The following is a 25,494-nucleotide window of genomic DNA, read 5'->3' as shown; positions in this document are numbered from 1 at the left end:
GCAGGGCAAGTGGTGGAGCAGCTGACGCAGCACGACCCGAGGCGGATCGGCCCGTTCGAGGTGCTGGGACGGCTCGGGGCCGGCGGCATGGGGCTGGTCTATCTCGCACGCTCGGCTTCGGGCCGGCGGGTGGCGATCAAGACGGTGCGTACGGAGCTCGCCGAGGACCAGCTGTTCCGGGTCCGCTTCACGCGCGAGGTGGAGGCCGCCCGGGCCGTCAGCGGCTTCTACACGGCCGCGGTCGTGGACGCCGACCCGCGGGCCGCCGTGCCGTGGCTCGCCACCGCCTATGTGCCCGCTCCCTCGCTCGAAGAGATCGTGAACGAGTGCGGTCCCATGCCGGCGCAGGCGGTGCGCTGGCTGGCCGCCGGGATCGCCGAGGCGCTCCAGTCGATCCACGGCGCCGGGCTCGTTCACCGCGACATGAAGCCGTCGAACGTGCTCGTCGTCGAGGACGGTCCCCGGGTGATCGACTTCGGGATCGCGTCGGGCGTCTCCAACACCCGGCTGACCATGACGAACGTCGCCGTCGGCACCCCCGCGTACATGTCGCCCGAGCAGGCCAGGGACTCGCGCAGCGTGACCGGCGCCAGCGACATCTTCTCGCTCGGCTCGACCCTGGTCTTCGCCGCCACCGGCCACGCGCCGTTCCACGGGGGCAACCCCGTGGAGACGGTCTTCATGCTGCTGCGCGAGGGCCCCGATCTGGAGGGGCTGCCGGAGGAGCTGCGTCCGCTGATCGAGTCCTGCATGCAGATGGACTCCTCCCTGCGCCCCAGCCCCGCCGACCTCCAGGCCCAGCTCGCCCCGCACCTCTTCGCCTCCGGCGGTGACGACAGCGGTACGGCCTCGGCCTGGCTCCCGTCCGCCGCCACCGCGCTGATCGAGCAACGCCGGGGCGGTCGCAAGCCCGCTTCCCACGCGCCCGCATCCGCGCCACCGGCACCTGCGCCCGGGCCCGCGCCCGCTCCGGCCCCGGTGCCTCCGCCGCCCCAGCAGCCACCGGCCGCCGATCCGCACCCCGCGTGGCACGGCGGCGACGCGGATCCGCACCCCGCCGCCCCGGCCCGGCTGCCCGACGGCGGCGGTCCGGTCCGGCTGCCCGGCACGCAGGTGCCGATCGGCCCCGGTCCGCGTGCCCAGGACGTGCGGGCCGCCGCCACGGCCGCCCCGGACGCCGGTCCCGCGACCGGCTGGGTGCGCCCGCCCACAGGGGTGAACGGTGCGGCCGCCACCGGCGCCGCCGGGGTGAACGGAGGCGCCCCGCCCGCCCCGCTGCCCGCGCCGACGCACGCCCCCGACGCGCCGCCCCCGGGCCCCGAGCGCTGGCGGCCCTGGCGCTTCCGGATGTCGAACGACGTCTGGGGCACCCCCGTCGTCGTCGGGGACCTCCTCTACGTCACCTCGTTCGAGGTGCACGCCCTGGACATCGGCAACGGGCGGCGCCAGTTCAAGACCCGGGACGTGGCCTGGGCGATGGCCGTCGAGGGCGGCAGGATCCACGCCTCCGACGGGCCGTCGCTGTACGCCCTGGACGCCACGACCGGCGCCGAGCGGTGGCGGCTGCAGACCGACGCCTGGGTGTACTCCCTGAAGGCCGAGCGCGGCACCGTCGTCACCGGCACCCGGGGCGGCGGCGTCCAGGCGTGGGAGGCGTCCACGGGCGAGAAGCTGTGGGAGGCCGTGGGCGTACAGACCGACTTCGAGTCGCAGGACGCGGGGCCCGCGCTCCACGACGGCATGGTCTTCCTCTGGCAGGACGCCCGGCTGCGCGCCGTCGACGCGCGCACCGGCATCGAGCGCTGGGCCTACCCCATCGGTGACGCGGCCTCCTGCGGCGGTGTGCCGGTCCGGGTGACCCCGGCGTCGGACGGTTTCGTGTACATCAGCGCCGGTGCCCGGGTGCTGGCCGTCGATCTCGTGTCCGGCCACGTCCGCTGGCACTTCGAGTCGCCCGCGGTGTTCCTCTCCCCGCCCGCGTTCGCGCCCGGCCCCGCCGTCACCGGAGGCGGCGTGTACCTCGCGGACTACCTCGGCACGGTGTACGCGCTCGACGCCTCGACCGGCAAGGACCGCTGGCGGATCGCCACGGAGTCCCGGCAGTCGGCCGAGCCGGTCCTGGTGACGGCGGGGAACGTCCATGTCGGCAGTGGCAGCGCGCTGTACACGCTCGACGCGGTCACCGGCACCCCGAAGTGGCGGTTCGCGGCGGGCGGAGAGGTGGTGGGCGCGCCCGTGGTCGCCGACGGCCGGGTGCACTTCGGCTCCGCCGACCACGTCCTCTACACCCTGGACGCGGCGGGCGGACAGCTCCGCTGGAAGCTGGCGACGGGAGGCGAGATCACCGGTTCCCCGGTGGCGCGGGGCGGTGTCGTGTACGCGTGCAGCAAGGACCGCTGCGTGTACGCGCTGGACGCGCTGAAGGGAACGGGCACGGGTAACCGCGCCCGCACGTAGACGGGCACGGGCAACCGCGCCCGCACGTAGCACAGCGGTCTCGCTCTCACGGGTTCACGGCGGCATCGGGGCAGGGCGCCACGGGGGCTACGGCGTCAGGGCGTCACGGGGTTACGGCGTCATGGCGTCACGACGCCACCGGGTCACGGCTCCCCGGCCCCCGACCCCGGGCGCCCGGGACCGTCGTCCGGCCGGTCCCTGTGCCCGGGGCCCTCGTCCGGCCCGGTGTACCCGGGCCCTTCGTCCGGCTCCGGGCGCGGCCCCGGTCCCGGCCGCTCGTGCCGTTCCGGCCCGGTGTACGGGTGCGGCTCGGGCTCCGGGAGCGTGCTCGTCTGCACGGACGGCCCCGGCTCCTGCGTCGGCGGCCAGGTGTCCGGGTGCTCCGAACCGGGCGCCGCGTACGGCCGGGCGTCCCCCTCGCGCACGGGGTGCTGCCGGCCGGGCCGCCATCCGCCTTCGCGCCGCTCACCACCGTGCCGCCGCCCCGGCATCAGGGCCGCGCCCAGCAGGGTCAGCACCCCGCCCGCCGCCGCGCCGGCCGCGCCCCACCGCAGCCCGGAACCGTTGCTCGCGATCCCCAGACTGCCCAGCACCTGCCCCTGGCGCACCATCCACAGCACGGTGAACCCGAGCACCAGCACACCTGCCACCGCCACCAGCGACCGCGAACGCAGCACCACGCCGATCAGCGTCAGCAGGGCCGTGAAGAGGAAGAACAGAAGGATCGAGCTCAGCAGGCCCGGTCGGGCGGAGGTGATTCCGGTGAACGGGTCCAGGATTCGGTACTGACGCCCGAGGCGTCCGTCGTACCAGTGGCGGTAGGGGCTCAGCACGGTGACGGCCGCACCGGCGAGGGCGAGAACCGAACCTGGGACATTGCGGATCATCGTCGGCCTCCTGCCTGCGCACGCGCGGTCCGGTGCCGCGGGCCGGTAGGGGGCCGGCCCTGCGAACCGGTGTCGCGTGCCGGCGTCACAGGTCCGTGTCACGGATCGGCACCACTCCCGGCCTCGACGCTACGCCCGCCCCACGGGCCTCGCCACCGTGCGCTAACGTGACGCGGTTGTTCGATGCACAACAACTCGGAGCGGGCAACCGCACGGGTGCCGCCCGGGACGGCATGGGCCGTCCGGGATGTGGATGGCGCCATCCGGGACGTCAACGGACGACGACACAGGACGACGACTAAGGGGGGCTGCATCGATGATGCGGCGGCACATCAGACTCTCGGCGGTACTACTCGTGGTGGTGCTCGCGCTCACCGGCTTCGCCACCGGCCGGGGCCACTCCGGCAAGAGCAAGAGCAGGAGCGGCGGATCGAGCAGCAGCGGTGGCGGCTGCTCCAGCTCCAAGAAGAGCAACAACGACTACCGCCACAGCGACTACGACAACGACGACCACGGATCGTCGAGCAGCTCCTCCGGCGGCACGGCCCCGTCGCCGTCCGCCTCGGACGCGGCGGACGCGTACGTGTTCCGGTGTGCCCAGCCCCGCAAGGGCAAGCGCAAGGCCGTCACCACCGCCACGGTCAGGCTCACGGCGAACGCCGCCGGTCCGCACACCTACGAGGTCGACGTGACCTTCCTCGACGCGATGGGCAACACCGTCGACACCGGTGAGGCGCGGGTGAAGGCCGAGGGTGGGGACGCCAGGACCGTGTCCGTGCGCATGGACGACCCGCGCAAGGTCTCCAGGGTCAAGAAGTGCCGCGTCGAGGCGGAACTGACCTACTGAGCCGTCCGGCCACCGGACCACGGAGCCACCGGACCGTCCGGCACCCGCCCACAGGTCACCGGACGTCCGGCCACCGGGCCACCGGGCCAGCGGGATCCCGGACCACGGAGCCACCGGGCCGACGCTCTCACCGCGGCCGGAATCCGCCGTCCTTCCCGCCCACGCCCCGCCCCCGGAAGAGCTCGGACTGCCGCTCCGGCGGCAGGTTCCCGAGCGCGATCAGGTGCGGGGCGTGGGCCATGGCCTGCGTCCTGGCCGCCTCCTTCGCGGACCACACCGCCCGTACCGTCCCCTGCACCGCCTCCGTCGGGTACGAGGCGATCACCCCCGCGGCGCTCAGTGCCGCCGCCACCGCGTCGCCCGGCGCCGTCACCTCGCTGACCAGTCCGGTCTCGTACGCCCGCCGGGCCGTGACCCGTTCCGCCGTCCCCATCAGGGACATCCGGGCCACCTCCCCGAACGGCATCCGCTGCGCCATGGCGATCGCCTCGTACGCGCTGACCATGCCGTACGTGGTGTGCGGGTCGAAGAACGTCGCCTCCTGCGACGCCACGACGAACTCCGCCTCGCCCAGCAGATAGAACGCCCCGCCGCAGGCCATCCCCTCCACGGCCGCGATCACCGGCTTCCACAGATCGTTCGCCTTCGGCCCGATCGTGAGCAGCGGATCGTCGATCGCGTACGGGGACGAGGGCTGCGGGACGTGTGCCGACCGGTCGATCCCCGTGCAGAACGCCCGGCCGCCCGCGCCGGTGAGGACGACCGCGCGCACCCCGTCGTCGTACCGGAACGCCCGCCAGGCGGCGGCCAGTTCGGCGGCCGTCGTCAGGTCGATCGCGTTCAGTTTCTCCGGCCGGTCCAGGGTGACGAGCGCGACGCCGGTCTCCTCGTCCTTCTCCGTGCGCAGGGTCATCGCCGCCGTCCCCTCACCGCTCCAGCAGCCAGCGCACCAGGGTGGTTCCGGAGGCGTCCGGACAGAACACCGCCCGCACCGGCGCCCCGATGCGCAGCCGCCCCGGATCGACCGAGTCCAGCGGGGCTCCGGGACCGCTCACCACGTTCCCGACCAGCCGGATCGCGGGCGCGTCGGCCAGTTCGACCACGACGGCGTTGTACGGCGCCTGCGCGGCGTACGCGGGCAGCAGCGGCGGGTGCGGCAGCACGTACGACCAGATCCGGCCGCGCCCGCTCGTCGCCCGCCACTCGCTCTCGAAGGACCGGCAGTGCGGGCAGCACGGCCGGGGCGGGAAACGGAGCTTCCCGCACTCCGGGGCGGCACACGCCTGGACCCGGAGTTCGCCGCGGGCCGCGTATTCCCAGAAGGGGGCGCCGTCGTCGTCCACGACGGGTGTCAGCAGAGCGTCATCCATGTCGGCTCTCCAATTCTTCGATTCCCCGGTTCCCCGATTTCTCGGTTTCCCATTCCCTCGGTTCCTCGGTTCCTCAGTTCCTCAGCAGTACGGCGGACGTGGGCACGCCCTCGCCCGCGGTGACCAGGCACGTCCCGGCGTCCGGGACCTGGGCGGTGGAGGTGCCGCGCAGCTGCTTCACGCCCTCGTTGATCAGGTTGAAGCCGTGCACGTACGCCTCGCTGAGCCCGCCGCCCCCGGTGTTGAGGGGCAGCCGCCCGCCGCTCTCCAGTGCCCCGCCCTCGGTGAACGCGGCACCCTCGCCGCGCCCGCAGAAGCCATAGCCCTCCAGCGACAAGGGGACGAGCGGGGTGAAGGCGTCGTAGATCTGCGCGACGTCCACGTCCTGCGGGCCGAGGTCGGCCTGTTTCCACAGCTGCCGGGCGGCCGTCCACGCCGGGCCCGAGAGCGGGTCGTCGTTCCAGTAGTTGACCATCCCGTGGTGCTGCGCGGGCAGGCCCTGCGCGACGGAGTGGATGTAGACGGGCCGGTGCCGGCAGTCCCTGGCCCGCTCCGCGGAGACGATGACGCAGGCCAGTGCCCCGTCCGTCTCCAGGCAGTTGTCGAAGAGGCAGAGCGGCTCGCTGATCCAGCGCGAGGTCATATACATGTCGCGGGTCAGCGGGCGCTCGTACATCACCGCGTCCGGGTTCTGGTTGGCGCGGTTGCGGCAGGCGAGGGCCACGTTGAAGAGGTGGTCGCGGGTCGCCCCGTACTCGTGCATGTAGCGCCGGGCCAGCATCCCGATCTCGTCGGCCGGTCGCAACAGCCCGTACGGCCGGGTCCATTGGGCGGGCGTGGGCAGTTGCGCGGTGGTGTTCTTCCACGGGCGGGGGCCCGAGCCCCGCTTCCGCGACCGCCAGGCCACCCCGACGCTCGCCTGCCCGGTCGCCACCGCGGCGGCCAGATGCGCGACCGTGGCGCAGGAACCCCCGCCCCCGAAGCCCACCTTGCTGAAGAAGGTCACGTCGCCCGCGCCGATCGCCTTGGCGATTTCGACCTCGTCGGTCTCCTCCATCGTGTACGAGGCGAAGGCGTCCACCTCCGATGCGTCGATCCCGGCGTCGTCGAGCGCCGCGACGATGGCCCGGCAGGCCAACGTCTTCTCGGACTCCGGCAGTTGCCTCGCGAACCGTGTCTGACCTATGCCGGCTATCGCCGTCCTGTCCTTGAGCGCCGTCACCGTCACCTCCGAGACCGTCCTGACCGCTGACAGCGGCAGAGGCTACAGCTAATCTGACGGATAGTCAGCTACTGGTGGTCGACTGGCACCGCGATCGGCTACCGCGTCGATCGGCTACCGGGTCGATCGACTACTGCGTCAGGAGGGCGGGCGATGCGCGGCGACGAGGAATGGGGCAGTGTCCCGGGACTGGTGCGCGCGGCGGCGCGGCGGTACGGGGACCGGGAGGCGGTCGTCGAGGGCCGGACCCGGGTCTCGTACGCCGAACTCGGCGAACGCGTCGAACGGGCCGCCGCCGCGTGCATGGCCGCGGGCGTCGAGCCGGGGGACCGGGTCGCGGTGTGGGCCCCGAACACCCTGGACTGGATCGTCTCCGCGCTCGGCGCCGTCACCGCCGGAGCGGTCCTCGTCCCCCTCAACACGCGCTTCAAGGGCACGGAGGCGGCGTACGTCCTGCGTCGCAGCCGGGCGAGAATCCTCTTCGTCACCGGCACCTTCCTCGGCACCTCGTACGTGGCGTCGCTGCGCCGGGCCGATGTACCGCTCCCGCACCTGGAGCGGGTGGTGGTGCTGGCGGACAGCGCCCCCGACGACTACCTCACCTGGAAGGACTTCCTGGCGGCGGGGGAAGGGGTCGGTGCCGCGGCGGTCCGGGCCCGCGCCGACGCGATCGCCCCCACCGACCCCTCCGACATCATCTACACCTCGGGCACCACCGGCCGGCCCAAGGGCGCCGTCATCACCCACGCCCAGACCCTGCGCTGCTACGCGATCTGGAGCGAGCTGGCCGGCCTGCGCGAGGGCGACCGCTATCTGATCGTGAACCCCTTCTTCCACACCTTCGGCTACAAGGCGGGGGTGCTCGCCTGCCTGATGCGCGGTGCGACGATGGTGCCGCAGCCGGTGTTCAACGTGAACACGGTCCTGGCCAACGTGGCCGCCGAACGCGTCTCGGTGCTGCCCGGTCCGCCCACCCTGCACCAGTCCCTGCTCGACCATCCGGCCCGGGGCACCCACGACCTCTCCGCCCTCCGCCTGGTGGTGACGGGCGCGGCGGTGGTGCCGCTGCGGCTGGTGGAGCGCCTGCGCACCGAGTTGGGCGTGGCGACGGTCCTCACGGCGTACGGCCTCTCCGAGGCGAGCGGCATCGTCACGATGTGCCGCCGGGGCGACCCGCCGGAGACGATCGCCTCGACGTCGGGACGGGCGATCCCGGGCACGGAGATCCGCGTCCTGGCCGAGCCGGGCGCGCCCGGCGAGGTCCTGGTGCGCGGCTTCAACGTGATGGCGGGCTACTTCGAGGACCCGGGGACCACGGCGGCGACGATCACCCCGGACGGCTGGCTGCACACCGGCGACGTGGGTGTCCTCGACGACCACGGCAACCTCCGGATCACCGACCGGATCAAGGACATGTTCATCGTCGGCGGCTTCAACGCGTACCCCGCCGAGATAGAGCAGATCCTCGGTCTGCACCCGGACGTCGCCGACGTGGCCGTCATCGGCGTCCCGGACCCCCGCCTGGGCGAGGTCGGGAGGGCATACGTGGTCCGCAGGCCGGGAGCCACCGCCACGGCCGACGACCTGGTCGCCTGGTCGCGCCGCGAGATGGCGAACTACAAGGTCCCCAGGTCGGTGGAGTTCGTCCCCGCCCTGCCGCGCAACGCGAGCGGCAAGGTCCTGAAGGGGGAGCTGCGGGGGCGGGCGGACGAGCTGCGGGGCTGACGGGTGGGGGACAGGTTGCCGAGCCGGTCACGAGGGGCGTCGCCGACGAGGCGATCCGCCTGCTGGGCGCCACCGGGCCGCACGGCCGCAAGCACGCCGTCGACGCGGCACTCGCGGTGATCGCGGGGCGTCGGGCGGGCCGGTGGTGGTCTTCACCTCGGACGAGGACGCCATGGGCAAGCTGTGCGGGGCGGGTGCACCGGCCCCGGGGGCTGGAGGGCCGCGCGGGACACGGAGAGGGGCACGAACCGTCGGGTTCGTGCCCCTCTTTTGGGCCTCACGCCCGTGGACGCGCCACGGCCGCGACGGCTCCCCCTCCGCGCCGCCGCGGCCGTTCCCCCGTGCCGGTGACGACTAGTGCTGTGACCGGGAAGGTTCACCGGCTCGCGATGCCCGGCACGGCACCTCGCGGTGTTGTCGCATCACCCGCGTACGTCCAGTACGCGGACGATGCTCCGCCTTGCGATGCACCGCACCGGACGCCGCGAGCCACCCGGTGAACCTTCCCGGTCACAGCACTAGTTGGGCTTGGGAGCCGAGGCGTGGCTGTCGAGCGTGGTGATCTTCTCGCCGGAGGCGTGGCTGTCCTGAACGGTGAGCTTTCCGCCGGACGCGTGGCTGTCCTGCACCGTGAGCTTTCCGCCGGACGCGTGGCTGTCCTGAACGGTGAGCTTCCCCCCGGACGCGTGGCTGTCCTGCACCGTGAGCTCCTCGCCGGACGCGTGGCTGTCCAGCGGCTTGGTGGCAGGCTTCTTGACGTCGCTCATCGTGGTCAACTCCCGTGATTCGTTCGAGGCAAAAGGTCGGGGACGCCCGTCCGGTGATTCCCCCGTGGATCGCCGGACGGGCATCGTTGGGCCGTTCACCCTAGTGGGGCGGCCATTTGTCGATCCGTCTGCCCCCCGACGCGACGGGTCGACGGGTGTAAGAGTGTCGTCAGCCGATAAACGAACGATGAACGCCGGGGCGGAAGGGCTCTCACGCAGCAGTGAGGGGTTCCAGGAGGTTGCGGACCTCCGCCGCCTCGTCGGCGCCCAGACGCTCGTAGATGGCCAGGGCCTCGTTCCAACAGGCTCTGGCCCGGTCCGCCTGGCCCATGTGCTTCAGCGCCTGGCCCAGAACCGTGAGCACGGTGCCGCGTCGCCACTCGCCGCCGATGCCCCGCAGGGCTATCGCCTGTTCGGCATGGGCTGCTGACAGCGCGTAACGCCGGGCGGCGAGGTGCAGCTCCGCGAGCCTGAAGTGGGTGACACCTTCCCACAGAGGCTGGCGGTTCTCGTGGAATATGCCGAGTGCCTGTGTCAACTGGTCGAGTGCCTCGGGCAGCCGACGGGCCTGGGTGAGCGCGAGGCCGAGGGCATAGCGCCCGTTGGCGAGACGCAGCGCGAAACCCAACTGATCGTAGATTTCGATTCCTTGTTCAGCAAGATCAACGGCGCTGACGGTACGGGACAGGGCCAGATGAATTCTGGAGAGATTGCACAGCGCACTTGCCTCCCCGGGCCTGTTGCCGTCCGCGCGAAAGGCCGCGATGGCCTCCTGGAGGTATGCCTCTCCCTCCGCGTGGTGATTGCGGTAGATCGCGAGGATTCCGCGCTCGTTGGGGGCGTTTCCGCTGATCCACGGGTCCTGGGCCGCCACGGCGAGCGCCATGGCGTGATGCGCTTCTGTATCGGCCTGTTCGAACAGGCCCGCGTTGCTGTAGACCTGAGTGAGCGTGATGCGTGCGCGGCCCTCCGTCCGGGGGTCGCCCGCGGCGATGGCGGCGTCGCGGAGCGCGGTGACCGCGCTTTCGTACCTACGGGCGTTGGCTCCTGATTCCGCGAGGTCCTTGACGGCCATCAACAGGTCGATCGCTCGCCGCCGGGTTCGCTCGCCGAGGGACTGGAGCACGCATGCGAGCAGGCAGTCCGCTTCGGAGTACAGCCAGTCGAGCGCCTGAGGATGCTCGTTGAACGTGAGCCCCGGGTACTGGGTGGGCTCCAGGTGATCCACGGTCCGGTCCCCCGGCCGCTCCAGCGCGTACACCCCCGCCGCCGTCGCCAGGTAGAAGTCCAGCAGGCGCGACAGTGCCGCCTCGCGCTCCTCCGGGGGCTGTTCGTCCCGTTCCGCGCAGGAGCGGGCGTAGAGGCGCACCAGGTCGTGGTAGCGGTAGCGGCCCGGGGCGGCGGACTCCAGGAGGCTGGTGTCGACGAGGGACTCCAGCATGTCCTCCGCGACGTGCGTGCCCAGGTTGAGCAGCGCGGCGGCGGCGGCCAGGGAGATGTCGGGGCCGTCGGCCAGACCCAGCAGGCGGAAGGCGCGGGCCTGGGCGGGTTCGAGCTGGCCGTAGCCGAGTTCGAAGGTGGCCTTCACCGCGAGGTCCCCGGCCTGGAGTTCGTCCAGGCGGCGGCGTTCGTCGGCGAGCCGGGCCGCCAGGGCGGAGACCGTCCAGGTGCGGCGGGCGGCGAGGCGGGAGGCGGCGATGCGGATGGCCAGGGGGAGGAAGCCGCAGGCGGCGACCACGTCGAGGGCGGCCTCGCGCTCCCCGTCGACGCGGTCCGCGCCGACGATGCGGGTGAAGAGCTGGAGCGCCTCCTCCGGGGACATCACGTCCAGGTCGATCAGATGGGCGCCGGCCAGGTCGACGAGCCGGACGCGGCTGGTGACCAGGGCGGCGCAGCCGGGCGTGCCGGGGAGCAGGGGGCGGATCTGGGCCGCGTCGTGGGCGTTGTCGAGCAGGACCAGGATGCGGCGCCCGTCGAGCGTCGAGCGGTAGAGGGCGGCGCGTTCGTCGAGCGAGTCGGGGATCGCCGACTCCGCCGTGCCCAGGGCGCGCAGGAACGCGCCGAGGACCGTCTCCGGTTCGGCCGCGCGGGCGCCCGCGCCCTGGAGGTCCACGTACAGCTGGCCGTCCGGGAAGTGCTGGCGCGCCTGGTGGGCGACGTGCACGGCGAGGGTGGTCTTGCCGACGCCGCCGATGCCGGCCAGCGCGGAGACGGCCATGACGGAGCCCTCGGCGGTCGCCAGCCGCTCGCCCAGCTCCCGGACGAAGGCGGCGCGGCCGGTGAAGTCCGGCACGGTGGCCGGGAGCTGCGCGGGGCGCACCGGCACGTGGACCGGGGCCGGTTCGTCGGCCGGGCGTGCCAGTTCCTCGTCGGCCCGCAGGATGCGCTGCTGGAGCTGGGAGAGTTCGGGGCGCGGGTCGACGCCCAGTTCGTCGGCGAGCAGTCGGCGGGTGTCCGCGTACACCGCGAGCGCCTCCGCCTGACGGCCGCTGCGGTACAGGGCGACCATGAGGAGTTCGCGCAGCCGCTCGCGCAGCGGGTGCGCGGCCGTGAGCGCGGTCAGTTCGGAGACTGCCTCCGCGTGGCAGCCGAGGTCCAGGTCCAGGTCCAGCCGGGCCTCGGTGAGCTGGAGCCGCCATTCCTCCAGGCGGGTGCGCTGGTTCTCGGCGTACGGGCCGGGCACGGAGGCCAGTGCCTCGCCGTCCCACAGGCCGAGCGCCTTGTCGAGCAGGGCACGGGCCTGGGCGCGGTCGCCGCCGGCGCGGGCCTTCTCCGCCCCGGCCGCCAGTTCCTGGGCCACGGTCAGGTCGACGGCGTCGTGAGTGGTGCGGATCGCGTATCCGCCGGCGTCGCTGACGAGCGTCTGCTGGTCGAGGACCTTGCGGAGCCGGGAGGCGTACGTGCGTACGGCGGCGAGCGCCTGCGAGGGCGGATCCTCGCCCCAGATGGCGTCGATGAGTTCGGCGGCGGTGGCCGTACGGCCGCCCCGCAGCAGCAGGGCGGTCAGCAGGGCGCGCTGTTGCGGGGAACCGGACGGCAGGGCCTCGCCGCCCCGCCACGCCCGTACCGGCCCGAGGACGGAGAAGCGCAGACCGCCGTCGTCGGCGGCGGACCGCTGGCGCGGAGCACGTTGCTCCGGAACCCGCGCTCGCGGTCCGTTGTCACGCTCCATTGCCGCCTCCTTGTCCTGCTCGCCTTGCCGGTCCTGCCGATCGTGCCGCTGTGCCGTCCCGGACCGCCCGCCGTCCCGTGTTCCGGTCCGGGACGCATCCGGATTGCCGCGTACCGCTGGTATCGCGCTCAACAGTCTGCCTTGTCGCGGGCGGGGACGTCAGCAGTGGGTGACGCTCTGCACAAGCCCTCGACAACGATCGCAGAACGGGGACCGGTCCAGGTAGCTGACGGTTCGTCAGATCGACGCTACCGTGGTGTGCATGGAGACCTTCCCGAAGATCATCTCGGTGGACGACCACACGGTGGAGCCCCCTCATGTCTGGCGGGACCGGCTCCCGTCCAAGTACCTCGACCGTGCTCCCCGGATCGTCCGCGCGCCGCTCAAAGAAATGACCTTCATGGGTGGAAAGTTCGCGCCTGTGATGGGTGCCGAGGGGGACGACGGGCCGATCGGCGACTGGTGGGTGTACGAGGACCTGCACCGGCCGCTCACCCGGCTGGACACCGCGGTCGGCTACGACCGGGACGAGATCAAGCTGGAGATCATCACGTACGAGCAGATGCGTCCGGGCTCGTTCTCGGTGCCGGACCGGCTCGCCGACATGGACGCCAACCACGTCCAGTCCGCCCTCTGTTTCCCCACATTTCCCCGCTTCTGCGGCCAGACCTTCACCGAAGCGAAGGATCGGGAGCTGGGGCTGCTCGGCGTGCGCGCGTACAACGACTGGATGGTGGAGGAGTGGTGCGGGCCCGAGGCGCGCGGCCGGCTCGTCCCGCTCACACTGATCCCGCTCTGGGACGCGGAGCTGGCCGCGGACGAGGTCCGGCGCAACGCGGCACGCGGGGTGCGCGCGGTGGCGTTCTCCGAGATACCCCCGCATCTCGGGCTGCCGTCCATTCACACGGATGAGTGGGACCCGTTCCTGCGCGCCTGTGACGAGACGGGGACGGTGATCGCGATGCACATCGGCTCGTCCTCGCGGATGCCGTCCACCTCGGCCGACGCCCCGCCCGCCGTCGGCTCCACCATCACCTTCGCCAACTGCTGCTTCTCGATGGTCGACTGGCTGATGAGCGGCAAGTTCGAGCGGTTCCCCAACCTCCGGATCATGTACGCGGAGGGGCAGATCGGCTGGATCCCGTACATCCTGGAACGCGCCGACGTGGTCTGGGAGGAGAACCGGGCCTGGGGCGGCGTCGCCGACAAGGTCCGCCGCCCGCCGTCGGAGCTGTTCGCGGACCACGTCTACGGCTGCTTCTTCGACGACGCCTTCGGGCTCAGGAACCTGGACTCGATCGGCGTCGGGAACGTGCTGTACGAGACGGACTACCCGCACTCCGACTCCACCTGGCCCAGGTCCCGCGAGGTCGGCGAGGCGCAGATGGGGCATCTGGCCGCCGACGTGGTGGAACGGATCGTCCGCCGCAACGCGATCGAGCTGCTGGGGCTGACGGACGAGGGGTTGTGGGCCGGGCCGGGAGGGCGATAGCGGGCGGGAGAGCGGCGGCGGTACGCGGAGAGTGCCGGAGAGGCACAGAAGGCGGCCGAGGGCGGCCGGGGTGCGAGGAGGGCGTGGCATCCGGGGCGTGAGTGTCCGGAGCGCGAGTGTCCGGAGCGTGGGCGGTCGGAGCGCCGCGTCCGGGGCAGGGGCGTCCTGGACGCGAGGCGTCGGGGCGCGAGGCGTCACTTGTGCCGCCGCCCCGCTGCCCCGCCGCCCCGCTGCCCCGCCGCCACGGGGCCTGAAGCGGGCCCGGCCCCCGAGGCGTACCGGGCCGACGCGGGGCCGCACCCGAGTGCGCCAGGCCCTGGGGCCGCCGGCACGGCCGGCCCTGCCGCGCGTCAGGCCCTCGCGATCGGCTCCTGGAGTTCGGTCACCCACGCGTCCCGGTCATCGGGGCACTCCAGGTTGACCTCGCGGGCGTACCCCGCCGACCGGTAGCCGTTGGCGTCGATCCAGCGCGCCAGGGCCTGTGCCGTGGACAGCACGTCGTCCATCGATCCGCGGTGGACCACGGTGGCCGCCTCGACCGGGGGCAGTTCCACCACCGTGATCCCGGTGTCGCCGATCGGCCCCGGCGGGGCGGAGACCGTCACCCCCGCGTGCACGACGACCGCACCGCCGCCGTCCGGAGCGGCCTCGTAGTGCGCGATCCCGGGGCCGCTCGGGCTGACGCCCGCCGCCGCCAGCAGCGGGAAGAGCCGGTCGTACAGCGGCCCGATCACCGGAGAGATGTCCTCCGGCCCGTAGCCCGCCGCGACACCGGTCAACTCGGCCACCCGCACCGCGGGCACCCTCCGTACCACCACATCGTCCGCGGACATGCGTCCCTCGCTCTCGATCGACCGGAGCCTCGCCTCGACCCGTGCCAGCCGTGCCGCCGTCGCCGCCATGGCTTCCTCCAGCTCCGCCCGCCGCAGTCGCAGCATTCCGCGCAGCTCCTCCGTGCTCACCCGCTCGTCGAGGACGGCGCGCACCTGCTGGAGCGTGAAGCCGAGATCCTTCAGGGCGATGACGCGGTTGAGACGGGCGAGCTGGGCGGCGGTGTAGAAGCGGTACCCGGTGGCGGGATCGGTCCGGTCGGGGCGCAGGAGCCCGATGGCGTCGTAGTGGCGCAGCATCCGGGCCGACACCTGCCCGTACCTGGCGAAGTCTCCGATGGTGAACATGACGTCTCCCAGTGCAGGGCTTCACACGGTGTCAAGGTCAAGTGCGGTTCGCCGCCCGGGTGGGACACCGGCCGGTGGGATTCGCCGCGAGGACGAGTCCGTTCAGGAGGTGGGTCCGTTTCACGGGGCGGGTTTGTCGCGCGGCGGAGGATTCCGGCGCGAAAAGGCAGGAGCCCTGCTCCCCGGCGAGACGGGGAACAGAGCTCCTTGGGTACTGCTAGTCGGCCGCGATCGGCCGACCCGGGCAACTAGGCCGGGGTGACGTTCTCAGCCTGCGGGCCCTTCGGACCCTGGGTGACGTCGAAGTTCACGACCTGGTTCTCCTCGAGGGAGCGGAACCCGGACGCGTTGATCGCGGAGTAGTGGACGAAGACATCCGGGCCGCCGCCGTCCTGGGCGATGAAGCCGAAGCCCTTTTCAGCGTTGAACCACTTGACGGTTCCGGTAGCCATAAGCCCTCCTTGGGCCAAAGGGTTGCCCTGCTCCAGAACCTGCAAAGAAGTCTGAAAACTACAAAAGCCTGCGGGTCACATGCTCCGCAGGCTCTGTACTGCAAGGGAAACCAAACTGCAACTTGCGTCGAGCCTAGCACGCAGCGTGTACGGAAGGGTAGAGGGAAAGATCACTTCACTCGGATGTTTCATTGCTGTGCGGATGAGCTGATGAAGTACGCGTCCGGGAGGGTGACGCGCAGGCGTCCCCGAGGCGTCTCGGGAGCGTCTTCGGAGGCAACTTCGAGGGGCGACTTCCGGGGGCGGGCCGAGGCAGCGACTTCAAGAGGGGCGAAGGGGGCTCCGGAGCGCTTCCGGGGTGCTTTCCGGGTGGTTCCGGCGCGTCGGCGCGGGGACCGGGCCGTGCCGCGCGCACCCGGTGCCCCTCGGGCGGCGCCCCGGGTCTAGCCTCGCGACGTGGACAATTCAACCGTTTCAACCGCCGTGCGCGACGACCGTCGCAGTCGGCCGCGCGTCGGTCACATCCAGTTCCTGAACTGCCTCCCCCTCTACTGGGGCCTGGCCAGGACCGGGACCCTGCTCGACCTGGAGCTGTCGAAGGACACCCCCGAGAAGCTCAGCGAGCAGTTGGTCCGGGGCGATCTGGACATCGGCCCGGTCACGCTGGTCGAGTTCCTGCGCAACGCCGACGACCTGGTCGCCTTCCCCGACATCGCGGTGGGCTGCGACGGACCCGTCATGTCGTGCGTGATCGTGTCGCAGGTGCCGCTGGAGCAGCTGGACCGGGCCCGGGTGGCACTCGGTTCGACCTCGCGGACCTCCGTGCGGCTGGCCCGGCTGCTGCTCGCCGAACGGTACGGGGTCAGCCCGGACTACTACACCTGCCCGCCGGACCTCGGCGTGATGATGCAGGAGGCGGACGCCGCCGTCCTGATCGGCGACGCCGCGCTCCGGGCCAACCTGCACGACGCCCCCCGTCTCGGCCTCCAGGTCCACGACCTGGGGCAGATGTGGAAGGACTGGACCGGACTGCCGTTCGTCTTCGCGGTCTGGGCGGCCCGCAAGGACTTCGTCGCCGCCGAGCCCGACCAGGTGCACAAGGTGCACGAGGCGTTCCTGGCCTCGCGGGACGTCTCCCTGGAGGAGGTCACCAAGGTCGCGGAGCAGGCGTCGCGCTGGGAGGCGTTCGACGCGAGGACGCTGGAGCGGTACTTCACGACCCTGGACTTCCGCTTCGGCCCCGAGCAGCTCGCGGGTGTGGCGGAGTTCGCGCGCCGGGTCGGCCCCACGACCGGGTTCCCGGCCGATGTGAAGGTCGAACTGCTCGGCGGCTGACCGGACGGGAAGGGGGCGCGGGGAAGGGGCCCGGGCGGCGCCGCGGACGGATGTCGTGCGCGACGGCCGGGAATGGGTTCGAGAAAGTGGATGAATCTCGAACTTTCGGGGCGGAAAAATGCCTCCGCCGTTCTCGTCGGCCTCTCCCGTTCTTCTCCGCGCCTTCTCCTCGCCGGCTATCGGTTCGGGTTAATACGCGGCGAATAGCCGATTCCCGGCCGATTCCCGGAAGCTGTCCGGACACGGTCACGGTTCTACGTCGGAATCGCTCGCGTGAACGACGTATTCACGCCTTTTGTTGTGTCGAAAGCCGTTCTTCGTTCCCTTGGGGGCGAAATCGGCGGATGGTTTCCTCTGGGAACCGATGACCTTCGCCGCCTAGGCTTCGACCGGAGATCCGGCCGTACACGGGGGGAGTCACGTATATGCAGCCGCTGGAAGCCGGCGAACCGCTGACCATCGGTGCCTACCGATTGCTCGGCAGGCTCGGTGCGGGCGGCATGGGCCGGGTGTATCTGGGGCGCAGCGCGGGGGGCCGCACCGTCGCGGTCAAGGTCGTGCATCCCCACTTCGCCCTCGACGAACAGTTCCGGGCCCGCTTCCGGCGGGAGGTGGACGCGGCCCGGCGCATCGGCGCGCAGTGGACGGCGCCGGTGCTGGACGCCGACCCGGACGCTCCCATCCCGTGGGTCGCCACCGGCTATGTGGCCGGCCCGCCGCTGTCCACCGCGATCGTCGAGCACGGGCCGCTGCCCGAGCACGCGGTGCGGACCCTGGGTGCCGGGCTCGCGGAGGCGCTGGCCGCGGTCCACGGACTGGGGCTCGTCCACCGCGACGTGAAGCCGTCCAACGTGCTCCTCGCCCTCGACGGCCCCCGGCTGATCGACTTCGGGATCGCCCACGCCGTCGGCGCCACCTCCTCCCTCACCTCCACCGGGGTCTCCGTCGGCTCGCCCGGCTACATGGCGCCGGAACAGATCAGGGGCATGGAGGACATCTCGGGGGCGGTCGACGTCTTCTCGCTCGGCGCGGTGCTCGCCTACGCGGCGACCGGCAGCGCCCCCTTCCTGGGCGACTCCTCCGCCGTACTGCTCTACAAGGTCGTGCACGAGGAGCCCGAGCTGGGGGAGCTGGAGGGCGAGCTGAGGGAGGTCGTCGCCGGGTGCCTGGAGAAGTACCCGGAGGACCGGCCGACCCCCATGGAACTGGCCCGTCGGCTGGCGCCGGGCGGGGCCGCGGGGCTGGTGACGGGGGGCTGGCTGCCCGGTCCGCTGGTGCGCCAGGTGAGCCGGGCGGCGGTGGCGCTGCTGGACCTGGAGCCGCAGGACGCCCCGGCGCAGTCGGGTCCGGTGCCGTTCAGCGCGGCGTCCTGGGGCTCGGACGCCGCGAATGCCGCGAATGCCGCGGACACCCCGGAGAGCGGGCGCGGCGCGTGGGGCGGGCCCGGCCCACAAGGCGCGGGAGGTGCGTACGACGGGCGCGGCTCGACGGGCGCGGGAGGCGTGTACGGCCCACCTGGCGAGCCGTCTTCGCCCGCGTCCTCGTCCTCGTTCCCGTCTCCGTCGCCCGCCCCGGATGCGTACGAACCGACCCGGCCGCCCTTCTGGACCGCGACCGCCGCGGACGGCTCCGCGGCGCGCGGCCCCGCGCGGCCGGACACGCCCGGGGCCCCGGGGCTGCCGGGGCAGCGGTCGCCGGATCCCCGGTTCTCCGTCACCGTCGGCGCGGAATCCGGTCCGTCGCGGTCCGACGGCCACCGCGGCCGACGGCTCAGCTGCACCGTGGCCCTCGCCGTGGCGGGCGTGCTGGCCGCGGTCACCGTCGGCGGCGCGTTCCTCTTCGACCTGATGCCGGGCGGGGGCGGCCGGGACACCGCCGACCACGGCGTGGGCGCCACCCCCTCCACCCGGCCCTCGAACCCCCCGGCGTCCGACACGGACCCGGGCCAGGGCGGTGTGGAACAGGTCACCGAGGTGCCGAAGGCGTTCGTCGGCACCTGGAGCGGCCCGCTCACCGAGAAGACCACCGGACAGCCGCACGGCACGCTCACCGCCGTGTTCACCGAGGGCCGAAAGGGCACGGACGTGGTCCGCATGACCACCGAGGTCACCGCCCTCGGGCTGACCGTCCGCTGCAACAGCGTCGCCGCCCTCACCTCCGGCACCGACGAGGAACTGGTCCTCCACGAACGCTCCGACCCGGACCGCCCCGGCGACCGCGCCTTCTGCACCTCCACCGAGACCGACGTGCACTTCACGCGGAACGCGGACGGCACCCTGCGCTTCCGGTCCGAGGAGAGGGGCGCCGGGCTGCCGTACGGCACGCTCACCCGGTCCGGCGGCTGACGCCGACGGGCGCTGGCGTACGCTGAACCGGTCCGTGGACCCGTTGAAAACCCGCCGAAAGGTGACAGCTCGGTGACCGAGAAGGCCGCTCTCCAGCCCATCCTCGACCGCGCCGCCGAAGGCGGCCGGATCACTCCGGAGGAGGCCCTCGACCTCTACCGGTCGGCGCCGCTGCATGCGCTGGGGGCCGCCGCCGACGCCGCGCGCCGCCGCCGTTACGCCGGTACGGAGCACATTGCGACGTACATCATCGAGCGCAACATCAACTACACCAACGTGTGCGTCACGGCCTGCCGGTTCTGCGCCTTCTACGCGGCGCCCAAGGACACGGCCAAGGGCTGGACCCGCGACCTCGACGACATCCTGCGCCGCTGCGCGGAGACCGTCGAACTGGGCGGCACGCAGATCATGTTCCAGGGCGGGCACCACCCGGACTACGGCGTCGAGTACTACGAGAAGCACTTCTCCGCGATCAAGGAGGCGTTCCCGCAGCTGGTCATCCACTCGCTGGGCGCCTCCGAGGTCGAGCACATGGCCCGGATCTCCAAGGTGTCCGTCGAGGAGGCCGTCCAGCGGATCCACGCGGCCGGCCTCGACTCCTTCGCGGGCGCGGGCGCCGAACTGCTGCCCGCCCGCCCGCGCAAGGCGATCGCCCCGCTCAAGGAGTCCGGCGAGCGCTGGCTGGAGATCATGGAGATCGCACACGGCCTCGGTGTCGAGTCCACCTCCACCATGCTGATGGGCACCGGCGAGACCAACGCCGAGCGCATCGAGCACCTGCGGATGATCCGTGACGTGCAGGACCGTACGGGCGGCTTCCGCGCCTTCATCCCGTACACGTACCAGCCGGAGAACAACCACCTGAAGGGGCGGACGCAGGCGACGCTCTTCGAGTACCTGCGGATGATCGCCATCGCCCGCGTCTTCCTCGACAACGTCGCGCACATCCAGGGCTCCTGGCTGACCACCGGCAAGGAGGTCGGCCAGCTGTCGCTGCACTACGGCGCCGACGACCTCGGCTCGATCATGCTGGAGGAGAACGTCGTCTCCTCGGCCGGTGCCAAGCACCGCTCCAACCGCCTGGAGATCATCGACCTGATCCGCAAGGCCGACCGGGTGCCCGCGCAGCGCTCCACCACCTACGAGCACCTCGTCGTCCACGACGACCCGGCGAACGACCCGGTCGACGACCGCGTCGTCTCGCACATCTCGTCCATCGCGATCGAGGGGGGCACGGCGCACCCCGAGCTGAAGCTCCTGGACGCCAACTGAGACCGGGGACCCACGTGTTGACGGTGCACACCGCCGACGCGGTGCACGGCGCCGGGTCGGCCCCGGCCGGGGCGGACTCCGTGGCCGTGGACGGTGCCGTGGTCGTCGCGATCGGCCCGTACGAGGAGCTGGTCGCGGACCGCCCCGCGGCCCGGGTGCGGCGGTGGTCCGGACTGATCACCCCGGGGCTGCTGAACGCGGGGGCACCGGCCCTGCTGGAGGCCGCCTACCACCCGGACCCGCGCGAGGCGGACGAACTGGGCACCGAACCCCTCACCGGCGCCGCGCTCACCGCGCTGGGCATGGACGAGGTCCGCTGGGGCGCGAGCGCCCGGCGCGGGCTGCAGCGGATGCTGCGGCACGGCACGACGGCCGTCCGGGGGCCGTTCGCCCGCCCCGCCGTGCGTACCGCCGTCGCCCGCTCGGGGCTGCGTGTCCACGCCCCGGCCCGCCCGGCGGGGCAGGTCGCCGTCGACCCGTTGTCCGCCGTGCCGGAACCGACCGGCCTCGACCCGCTGGCCTCGGTACCGGATCCGGCCGAGGCGTTCGCCGCGTCTCTGGCCGTCGGCGGCCCCGCCGACCTGGCGGTGTTCGCCGTACGGGACTTGGCGCACCTGCGCACGGAGGGTGCCGGGAGCTGCGTGGCGACGGTGCTCGGCGGGCGCCTGGTCTTCCGCCGCGGCTGACGCGGACGGGTCACGTCGCGCGGGAGGAACGGGAGAAGCGGGCGGGAGACGCGGGAGAGGACAGGCGGTTGCGCCACCGGGCCGGGTCGGTCACGGCACGGCCGGGCCGCTCAGGTAGCGCCCCTTCGCGTCGTACGGCCAGGCGTTGGAGACGCAGCCCTTCAGCCCGTGGATCTGCTGCATCATCGCGGGGGCCGGGCGGCCCCTGCCCGGACAGGTCTCGTGGCCGTGGCCCAGCCAGTGGCCGACCTCGTGGTTGATGATGAGGGCCCGGTAGTCGGCGAGCGGCCCGTGGAACTCGGGCGACCCGTGCTGCCAGCGCTTCAGGTTGACCACGACATCGGTGCCGACCCGGCAGTTGACCTCGCCGTGGGTGTCCAGACCGCCCTTCGCGCAGATGGCGTCGGTGGTCTTGGGCGTCGCGATGCGGATGACCAGTCCCGCCGGGGCTTCGGCGACCTGGCGGAAGGCGCGCTCGCCGTGGTGCGACCAGCCGCGCGGGGCGGCCAGGACGCGGGCGACCTCGGCGGCGGCCCCGTCGGGGTCGACGCCCGTACCGTCCTCCACCTCGACCTGGTAGGCGTTGCTCCCGCTCCCCTTCCCGCCCCGGCCCTCGTCCGTGCCGTCGTTCGCCGTGCCGGCGCCGTGGCCGCCGTCACGCTCGCTGCCGTCCGCGCCGATGTCCGTGGCCTTCGCGCGGGCGACCGTGAACGCGCCGGTGCCCGCCCGACGCACGGGCGCGGACGCCGAACCGCCCTTGCCGTCGCTGTCGTTGATCGCTCGTATCCCCGCCACGGCGGCGACGCAGAGCAGCGCTGTCGGGACGGCGACCACGATCAGACCTGTCCCGCGCCCTCTCGACCGCTTCGGGCGGCGCGCGCCTGGTGCGGACATCCGGCCTCCCCCCGCTCGCGGTTGCTCCGTGCTCCTCATCCGTCATGAGTGCCGGTGGACACGATCGGTTTATTCCGCCACATCGCGAGCGGGACCGGCGCGACCCGGTACAGGCACGGCGCGACCGGCGCGGTGGGCGCCCTATGCGCTGTGCACGATCTGGATCAGGTTGCCGCAGGTGTCGTCGAAGACCGCGGTGGTGATCCGACCCATCTCCAGCGGCTCCTGGGTGAAGTGCACCCCGAGCGCGCGCAGCCGGTCGAACTCCGCCCGTACGTCGTCCACGGCGAAGGAGGTGGCCGGGATGCCGTCCTGGACCAGCGCGTCCTTGTACGGCCGCACGGCGGGATGGCCGGAGGGTTCGAGCAGCAGCTCGGTCCCGCCGGGATCCTCCGGCGAGACCACGGTCAGCCACCGGGCCTCGCCCACCGGGACGTCGTGCTTCTTCACGAAGCCCAGGACGTCGGTGTAGAAGTGCAGGGCCTTGGCCTGGTCGTCGACGAAGACGCTGGTCAGATGGATTCTCATGGGGTGTTCTCCGGTGGGTCGGGCCTGAGCCATCGGGTCGCGATCCGATCGAGGGGCTCGGTGTTCAGATCATGGAACTTGTAGCGGCCCTGGCGCCGGGAGAGGACCAGACCCGCCGATTCGAGCACGGCCAGATGCTGGCTGATCGCCTGGCGGGACAGGCCCAGACCGTGCTTGGTCACCAGTCGCGTGCATATCTCGAACAGGGTCTGACCGTCCCGTTCCGTCAACTCGTCGAGGATGCGCCGACGGGTCGGGTCGGCCAGTGCCTTGAAGACGTCGTCCGCCATGACCACCACCATAGGCAAGTCGCGACTTGCCTACCAGGTGGGGTGCTCCGGGCCGCCCGGCGAGGAGACGCGCCCCGGACGCGACCGGCGCGAGGTGCCGCGGACCGGGCTGCTTGAATGGACGGGTGATCCGAGCTTCCCTGGACAAGCAGCCGCACGAAGTCGCCACGATGTTCGACGACGTGGCGGCCAACTACGACCTCACCAACGACGTGCTGTCCCTCGGCCAGGCCCGGCTCTGGCGCAAGGAGGTCGCGAAGGCGGTGCACGCCCGGCCCGCGGAGAAGATCCTGGACCTGGCGGCGGGCACGGCGACGTCCTCGCTGCCGTTCGCCGCGACCGGCGCGTATGTGGTGCCCTGCGACTTCTCCCTCGGCATGCTGCGGGAGGGGAAGCGCCGCCACTCGTGGATGCCGTTCACCGCGGGCGACGCCACGAAGCTCCCGTTCCGCGACGAGACCTTCGACGCGGTGACGATCTCCTTCGGGCTGCGCAACGTCCAGGACACGGACGCGGCGCTGCGCGAGCTGTACCGGGTGACGAAGCCGGGCGGCCGGGTGGTCATCTGCGAGTTCTCGAAGCCGACGTGGACGCCGTTCCGCACGGTGTACACCGAGTACCTGATGCGGGCGCTGCCGCCGGTCGCGCGCGCGGTGTCGTCCAACCCGGGCGCGTACGTGTACCTCGCCGAGTCCATCCGCGCCTGGCCCGACCAGCCGGGGCTCGCGGCGAAGCTCCAGCGGGCCGGCTGGTCGAAGGTCGCCTGGCGCAACCTCACCGGCGGCGTGGTGGCCCTGCACCGGGGCGTGCGCGCGTAGTCCTCCCGGTCCTCCGGAGCCGGGCCTTCGGAAGGGCGCGTTCCGCGCGGCCCCTCCGTACGGCCCCTCCGTACGGCCCCTCCGAACCGGCCCTTCGGAACGGAGCGTTCCGCTCGGCCCCCCGGAACCGGGCCCTCGGGACCGGTGGTTCGGCCCGCCCCTTCGAAGCCGGTCCCGGCCCCGATCGAGGAGCCCTCCGGGAGCCGGGCGGGGGACCCCCATAGACTGCATGGGACAGGTGCCGCGCGGCACGCGCTTTCGAGCCTCCGGGAGATCCGACCGTGACCGAGCCCCTCTCCGAGCACAGCGCGGACGTGATCGTCGTCGGGGCAGGCCCGGCCGGTTCCACCACCGCGTACTACCTCGCCAAGGCCGGGCTGGACGTCCTGCTGCTGGAGAAGACGGCCTTCCCCCGCGAGAAGGTCTGCGGCGACGGCCTCACCCCGCGCGCCACCAAGCAGCTCGCCGCCATGGGCATCGACATCTCCGAAGAGGCCGGCTGGCTGCGCAACAAGGGCCTGCGCATCATCGGCGGCGGCATGCGCCTCCAGCTCGACTGGCCGGAGCTCGCCTCCTACCCGAACTACGGACTGGTCCGCAAGCGCGACGACTTCGACGAGCAGCTGGCCCGGCAGGCGCAGAAGGCGGGCGCGCGGCTGCACGAGCGCTGCAACGTCGGCGCCCCGGTCATCGACGACCGCACCGGCCGCATCACCGGCGTCCACGCCAAGCTCGGCGAGGAGAAGACCCCGGTCACCTTCCACGCCCCGCTCGTCGTCACCGCCGACGGCAACTCCTCCCGGCTGTCGCTCGCCATGGGCCTGCACCGCCGCGAGGACCGCCCGATGGGCGTCGCCGTGCGCACGTACTTCACCTCGCCCCGGCACGACGACGACTACCTGGAGTCCTGGCTGGAGCTGTGGGACCGGCGCGGTCCGCAGGACCGGCTGCTGCCCGGCTACGGCTGGATCTTCGGCATGGGCGACGGCACGTCCAATGTCGGTCTCGGCATCCTCAACTCCTCGTCCGCGTTCAAGGAGCTGGACTGGCGCGAGGTCCTCAAGGCGTGGTGCGCCTCGATGCCGGAGGACTGGGGCTTCACCCCGGAGAACATGACGGACCCGATCCGCGGCGCCGCCCTGCCGATGGCGTTCAACCGCCAGCCGCACTACACCCGCGGCCTGCTGCTCGTCGGCGACGCGGGCGGCATGGTCAACCCGTTCAACGGCGAGGGCATCGCGTACGCCATGGAGTCGGGCCAGATCGCCGCCGACGTCATCGTCCAGGCGCATGCCCGCGCCACCCCGGCCCAGCGCGAACTGGCCCTCACCAACTACCCGAAGGTGCTCAAGGAGACCTACGGCGGCTACTACACGCTGGGCCGCGCCTTCGTGAAGCTGATCGGCAACCCGAAGGTGATGAAGGTCGCCACCCAGCGCGGTCTTACGCACCCGCTGCTGATGAAGTTCACGCTGAAGATGCTCGCCAACCTGACCGACCCGACGGGCGGCGACGCCATGGACCGGATCATCAACGGCCTCTCCAAGGTGGCCCCGAGGGCCTGATCCGCCGCGGGACCGGCCTTCCCCGGTCCTTTCCTTCCGTCGTCCCGGCCTTCCCCGTCCCGGTCCGGGCCGGCCACGGCCGTGCTCCGAGCGGGCAGCCTTTAGGGTCGGCCGGCCGCGCGCGGCGAGGCCCGGAACCCCGGTCAGGCCCTGACCGGGGTGGTCTGCGGCGCCGCGGGCGCGGTGCTCGCC

21 protein-coding genes are annotated in these 25,494 nt (G+C 72.4%); 10 read left to right on the top strand and 11 right to left on the bottom strand.

Annotated features, from left to right (window positions below):
- Positions 1 to 12: 12 nt before the first annotated feature.
- The gene (locus AMK22_RS15700; RefSeq protein WP_073785685.1) at positions 13 to 2,457 is read left to right on the top strand and encodes an outer membrane protein assembly factor BamB family protein; all 2,445 of its coding nucleotides are present in this window, start codon (positions 13 to 15) and stop codon (positions 2,455 to 2,457) included.
- Between the two features lie 143 nt (positions 2,458 to 2,600).
- Here AMK22_RS15700 and AMK22_RS15695 read toward each other — a convergent pair whose 3' ends face one another.
- On the bottom strand, positions 2,601 to 3,344 hold the full coding sequence (locus AMK22_RS15695) for a hypothetical protein (protein WP_073785473.1): 744 nt from the start codon (positions 3,342 to 3,344) through the stop codon (positions 2,601 to 2,603).
- 316 nt (positions 3,345 to 3,660) lie between these two features.
- On the opposite strand from AMK22_RS15695, the gene AMK22_RS15690 reads away from it, so the two are divergent.
- Complete coding sequence (locus tag AMK22_RS15690) at positions 3,661 to 4,191, top strand: hypothetical protein (protein ID WP_073785471.1); 531 nt, start codon at positions 3,661 to 3,663, stop codon at positions 4,189 to 4,191.
- A gap of 127 nt (positions 4,192 to 4,318) precedes the next feature.
- Here AMK22_RS15690 and AMK22_RS15685 read toward each other — a convergent pair whose 3' ends face one another.
- The 3 genes from AMK22_RS15685 to AMK22_RS15675 form a co-directional block, all read right to left on the bottom strand.
- Positions 4,319 to 5,104, bottom strand: a complete 786-nt coding sequence (locus AMK22_RS15685) for an enoyl-CoA hydratase/isomerase family protein (protein ID WP_073785469.1) — start codon at positions 5,102 to 5,104, stop codon at positions 4,319 to 4,321.
- Between the two features lie 13 nt (positions 5,105 to 5,117).
- Positions 5,118 to 5,561 carry a Zn-ribbon domain-containing OB-fold protein gene (locus AMK22_RS15680; protein ID WP_073785467.1) on the bottom strand — a complete coding sequence of 148 codons (444 nt, stop codon included), beginning with the start codon at positions 5,559 to 5,561 and terminating at the stop codon, positions 5,118 to 5,120.
- A 73-nt stretch (positions 5,562 to 5,634) separates the two neighbouring features.
- Positions 5,635 to 6,783: a lipid-transfer protein gene (locus tag AMK22_RS15675; RefSeq protein ID WP_073785682.1), complete on the bottom strand. Its 1,149-nt coding sequence runs from the start codon at positions 6,781 to 6,783 to the stop codon at positions 5,635 to 5,637.
- A 153-nt stretch (positions 6,784 to 6,936) separates the two neighbouring features.
- Between AMK22_RS15675 and AMK22_RS15670 the strand changes: the two genes are divergently transcribed.
- Positions 6,937 to 8,508, top strand: coding sequence for a FadD3 family acyl-CoA ligase (locus AMK22_RS15670; RefSeq protein ID WP_073785465.1), 1,572 nt, complete (start codon positions 6,937 to 6,939; stop codon positions 8,506 to 8,508).
- A 518-nt stretch (positions 8,509 to 9,026) separates the two neighbouring features.
- On the opposite strand, the gene AMK22_RS15665 is transcribed toward AMK22_RS15670, so the two are convergent.
- Positions 9,027 to 9,275: a hypothetical protein gene (locus AMK22_RS15665; protein WP_242433989.1), complete on the bottom strand. Its 249-nt coding sequence runs from the start codon at positions 9,273 to 9,275 to the stop codon at positions 9,027 to 9,029.
- A gap of 211 nt (positions 9,276 to 9,486) precedes the next feature.
- Positions 9,487 to 12,447, bottom strand: coding sequence for an AfsR/SARP family transcriptional regulator (locus AMK22_RS15660; protein WP_073785462.1), 2,961 nt, complete (start codon positions 12,445 to 12,447; stop codon positions 9,487 to 9,489).
- 262 nt (positions 12,448 to 12,709) lie between these two features.
- On the opposite strand from AMK22_RS15660, the gene AMK22_RS15655 reads away from it, so the two are divergent.
- Positions 12,710 to 13,939: an amidohydrolase family protein gene (locus tag AMK22_RS15655; protein WP_073785461.1), complete on the top strand. Its 1,230-nt coding sequence runs from the start codon at positions 12,710 to 12,712 to the stop codon at positions 13,937 to 13,939.
- 350 nt (positions 13,940 to 14,289) lie between these two features.
- Here the strand turns inward: AMK22_RS15655 and AMK22_RS15650 are convergent, their stop codons facing one another.
- Entirely contained in the window at positions 14,290 to 15,117 is an 828-nt protein-coding gene (locus AMK22_RS15650; RefSeq protein ID WP_073785460.1) for a MerR family transcriptional regulator, read from the bottom strand.
- Between the two features lie 248 nt (positions 15,118 to 15,365).
- A complete protein-coding gene (locus AMK22_RS15645; protein WP_003967102.1) occupies positions 15,366 to 15,569 on the bottom strand; it encodes a cold-shock protein in 204 nt (67 codons plus the stop codon).
- Between the two features lie 456 nt (positions 15,570 to 16,025).
- Between AMK22_RS15645 and AMK22_RS15640 the strand changes: the two genes are divergently transcribed.
- The 4 genes from AMK22_RS15640 (at position 16,026) to AMK22_RS15625 (ending at position 21,207) form a co-directional block, all read left to right on the top strand.
- Complete coding sequence (locus tag AMK22_RS15640; protein WP_073785459.1) at positions 16,026 to 16,904, top strand: menaquinone biosynthetic enzyme MqnA/MqnD family protein; 879 nt, start codon at positions 16,026 to 16,028, stop codon at positions 16,902 to 16,904.
- A gap of 425 nt (positions 16,905 to 17,329) precedes the next feature.
- Positions 17,330 to 19,249 (top strand): serine/threonine-protein kinase, encoded by a 1,920-nt coding sequence (locus tag AMK22_RS15635; RefSeq protein WP_073785458.1) that lies wholly within the window; start codon positions 17,330 to 17,332, stop codon positions 19,247 to 19,249.
- Positions 19,250 to 19,321: 72 nt separating this feature from the next.
- Positions 19,322 to 20,521, top strand: a complete 1,200-nt coding sequence (mqnC, locus tag AMK22_RS15630; protein ID WP_073785457.1) for a cyclic dehypoxanthinyl futalosine synthase — start codon at positions 19,322 to 19,324, stop codon at positions 20,519 to 20,521.
- 14 nt (positions 20,522 to 20,535) lie between these two features.
- Positions 20,536 to 21,207, top strand: coding sequence for a hypothetical protein (locus tag AMK22_RS15625; RefSeq protein ID WP_073785456.1), 672 nt, complete (start codon positions 20,536 to 20,538; stop codon positions 21,205 to 21,207).
- Positions 21,208 to 21,297: 90 nt separating this feature from the next.
- Here AMK22_RS15625 and AMK22_RS15620 read toward each other — a convergent pair whose 3' ends face one another.
- The 3 genes from AMK22_RS15620 to AMK22_RS15610 form a co-directional block, all read right to left on the bottom strand.
- Positions 21,298 to 22,101 (bottom strand): DUF3152 domain-containing protein, encoded by an 804-nt coding sequence (locus tag AMK22_RS15620; protein WP_242433988.1) that lies wholly within the window; start codon positions 22,099 to 22,101, stop codon positions 21,298 to 21,300.
- Between the two features lie 141 nt (positions 22,102 to 22,242).
- Positions 22,243 to 22,629, bottom strand: a complete 387-nt coding sequence (locus AMK22_RS15615) for a VOC family protein (protein ID WP_073785454.1) — start codon at positions 22,627 to 22,629, stop codon at positions 22,243 to 22,245.
- Positions 22,626 to 22,919 (bottom strand): ArsR/SmtB family transcription factor, encoded by a 294-nt coding sequence (locus tag AMK22_RS15610; protein ID WP_073785680.1) that lies wholly within the window; start codon positions 22,917 to 22,919, stop codon positions 22,626 to 22,628. Before AMK22_RS15610 ends, AMK22_RS15615 begins: the two co-directional genes overlap by 4 nt.
- 125 nt (positions 22,920 to 23,044) lie before the next feature.
- On the opposite strand from AMK22_RS15610, the gene AMK22_RS15605 reads away from it, so the two are divergent.
- Together AMK22_RS15605 and AMK22_RS15600 are read left to right on the top strand one after the other, a co-directional pair.
- Entirely contained in the window at positions 23,045 to 23,737 is a 693-nt protein-coding gene (locus AMK22_RS15605; protein WP_073785453.1) for a demethylmenaquinone methyltransferase, read from the top strand.
- 281 nt (positions 23,738 to 24,018) lie between these two features.
- Positions 24,019 to 25,302, top strand: coding sequence for a geranylgeranyl reductase family protein (locus AMK22_RS15600; RefSeq protein ID WP_073785452.1), 1,284 nt, complete (start codon positions 24,019 to 24,021; stop codon positions 25,300 to 25,302).
- Positions 25,303 to 25,494: the final 192 nt, after the last annotated feature.

This window comes from Streptomyces sp. CB01580 (assembly GCF_001905795.1).
GTDB lineage: Bacteria > Actinomycetota > Actinomycetes > Streptomycetales > Streptomycetaceae > Streptomyces.
The sequence above is the reverse complement of the archived record's forward strand: the minus strand, read 5'-3'. Positions and strand labels throughout refer to the sequence as shown.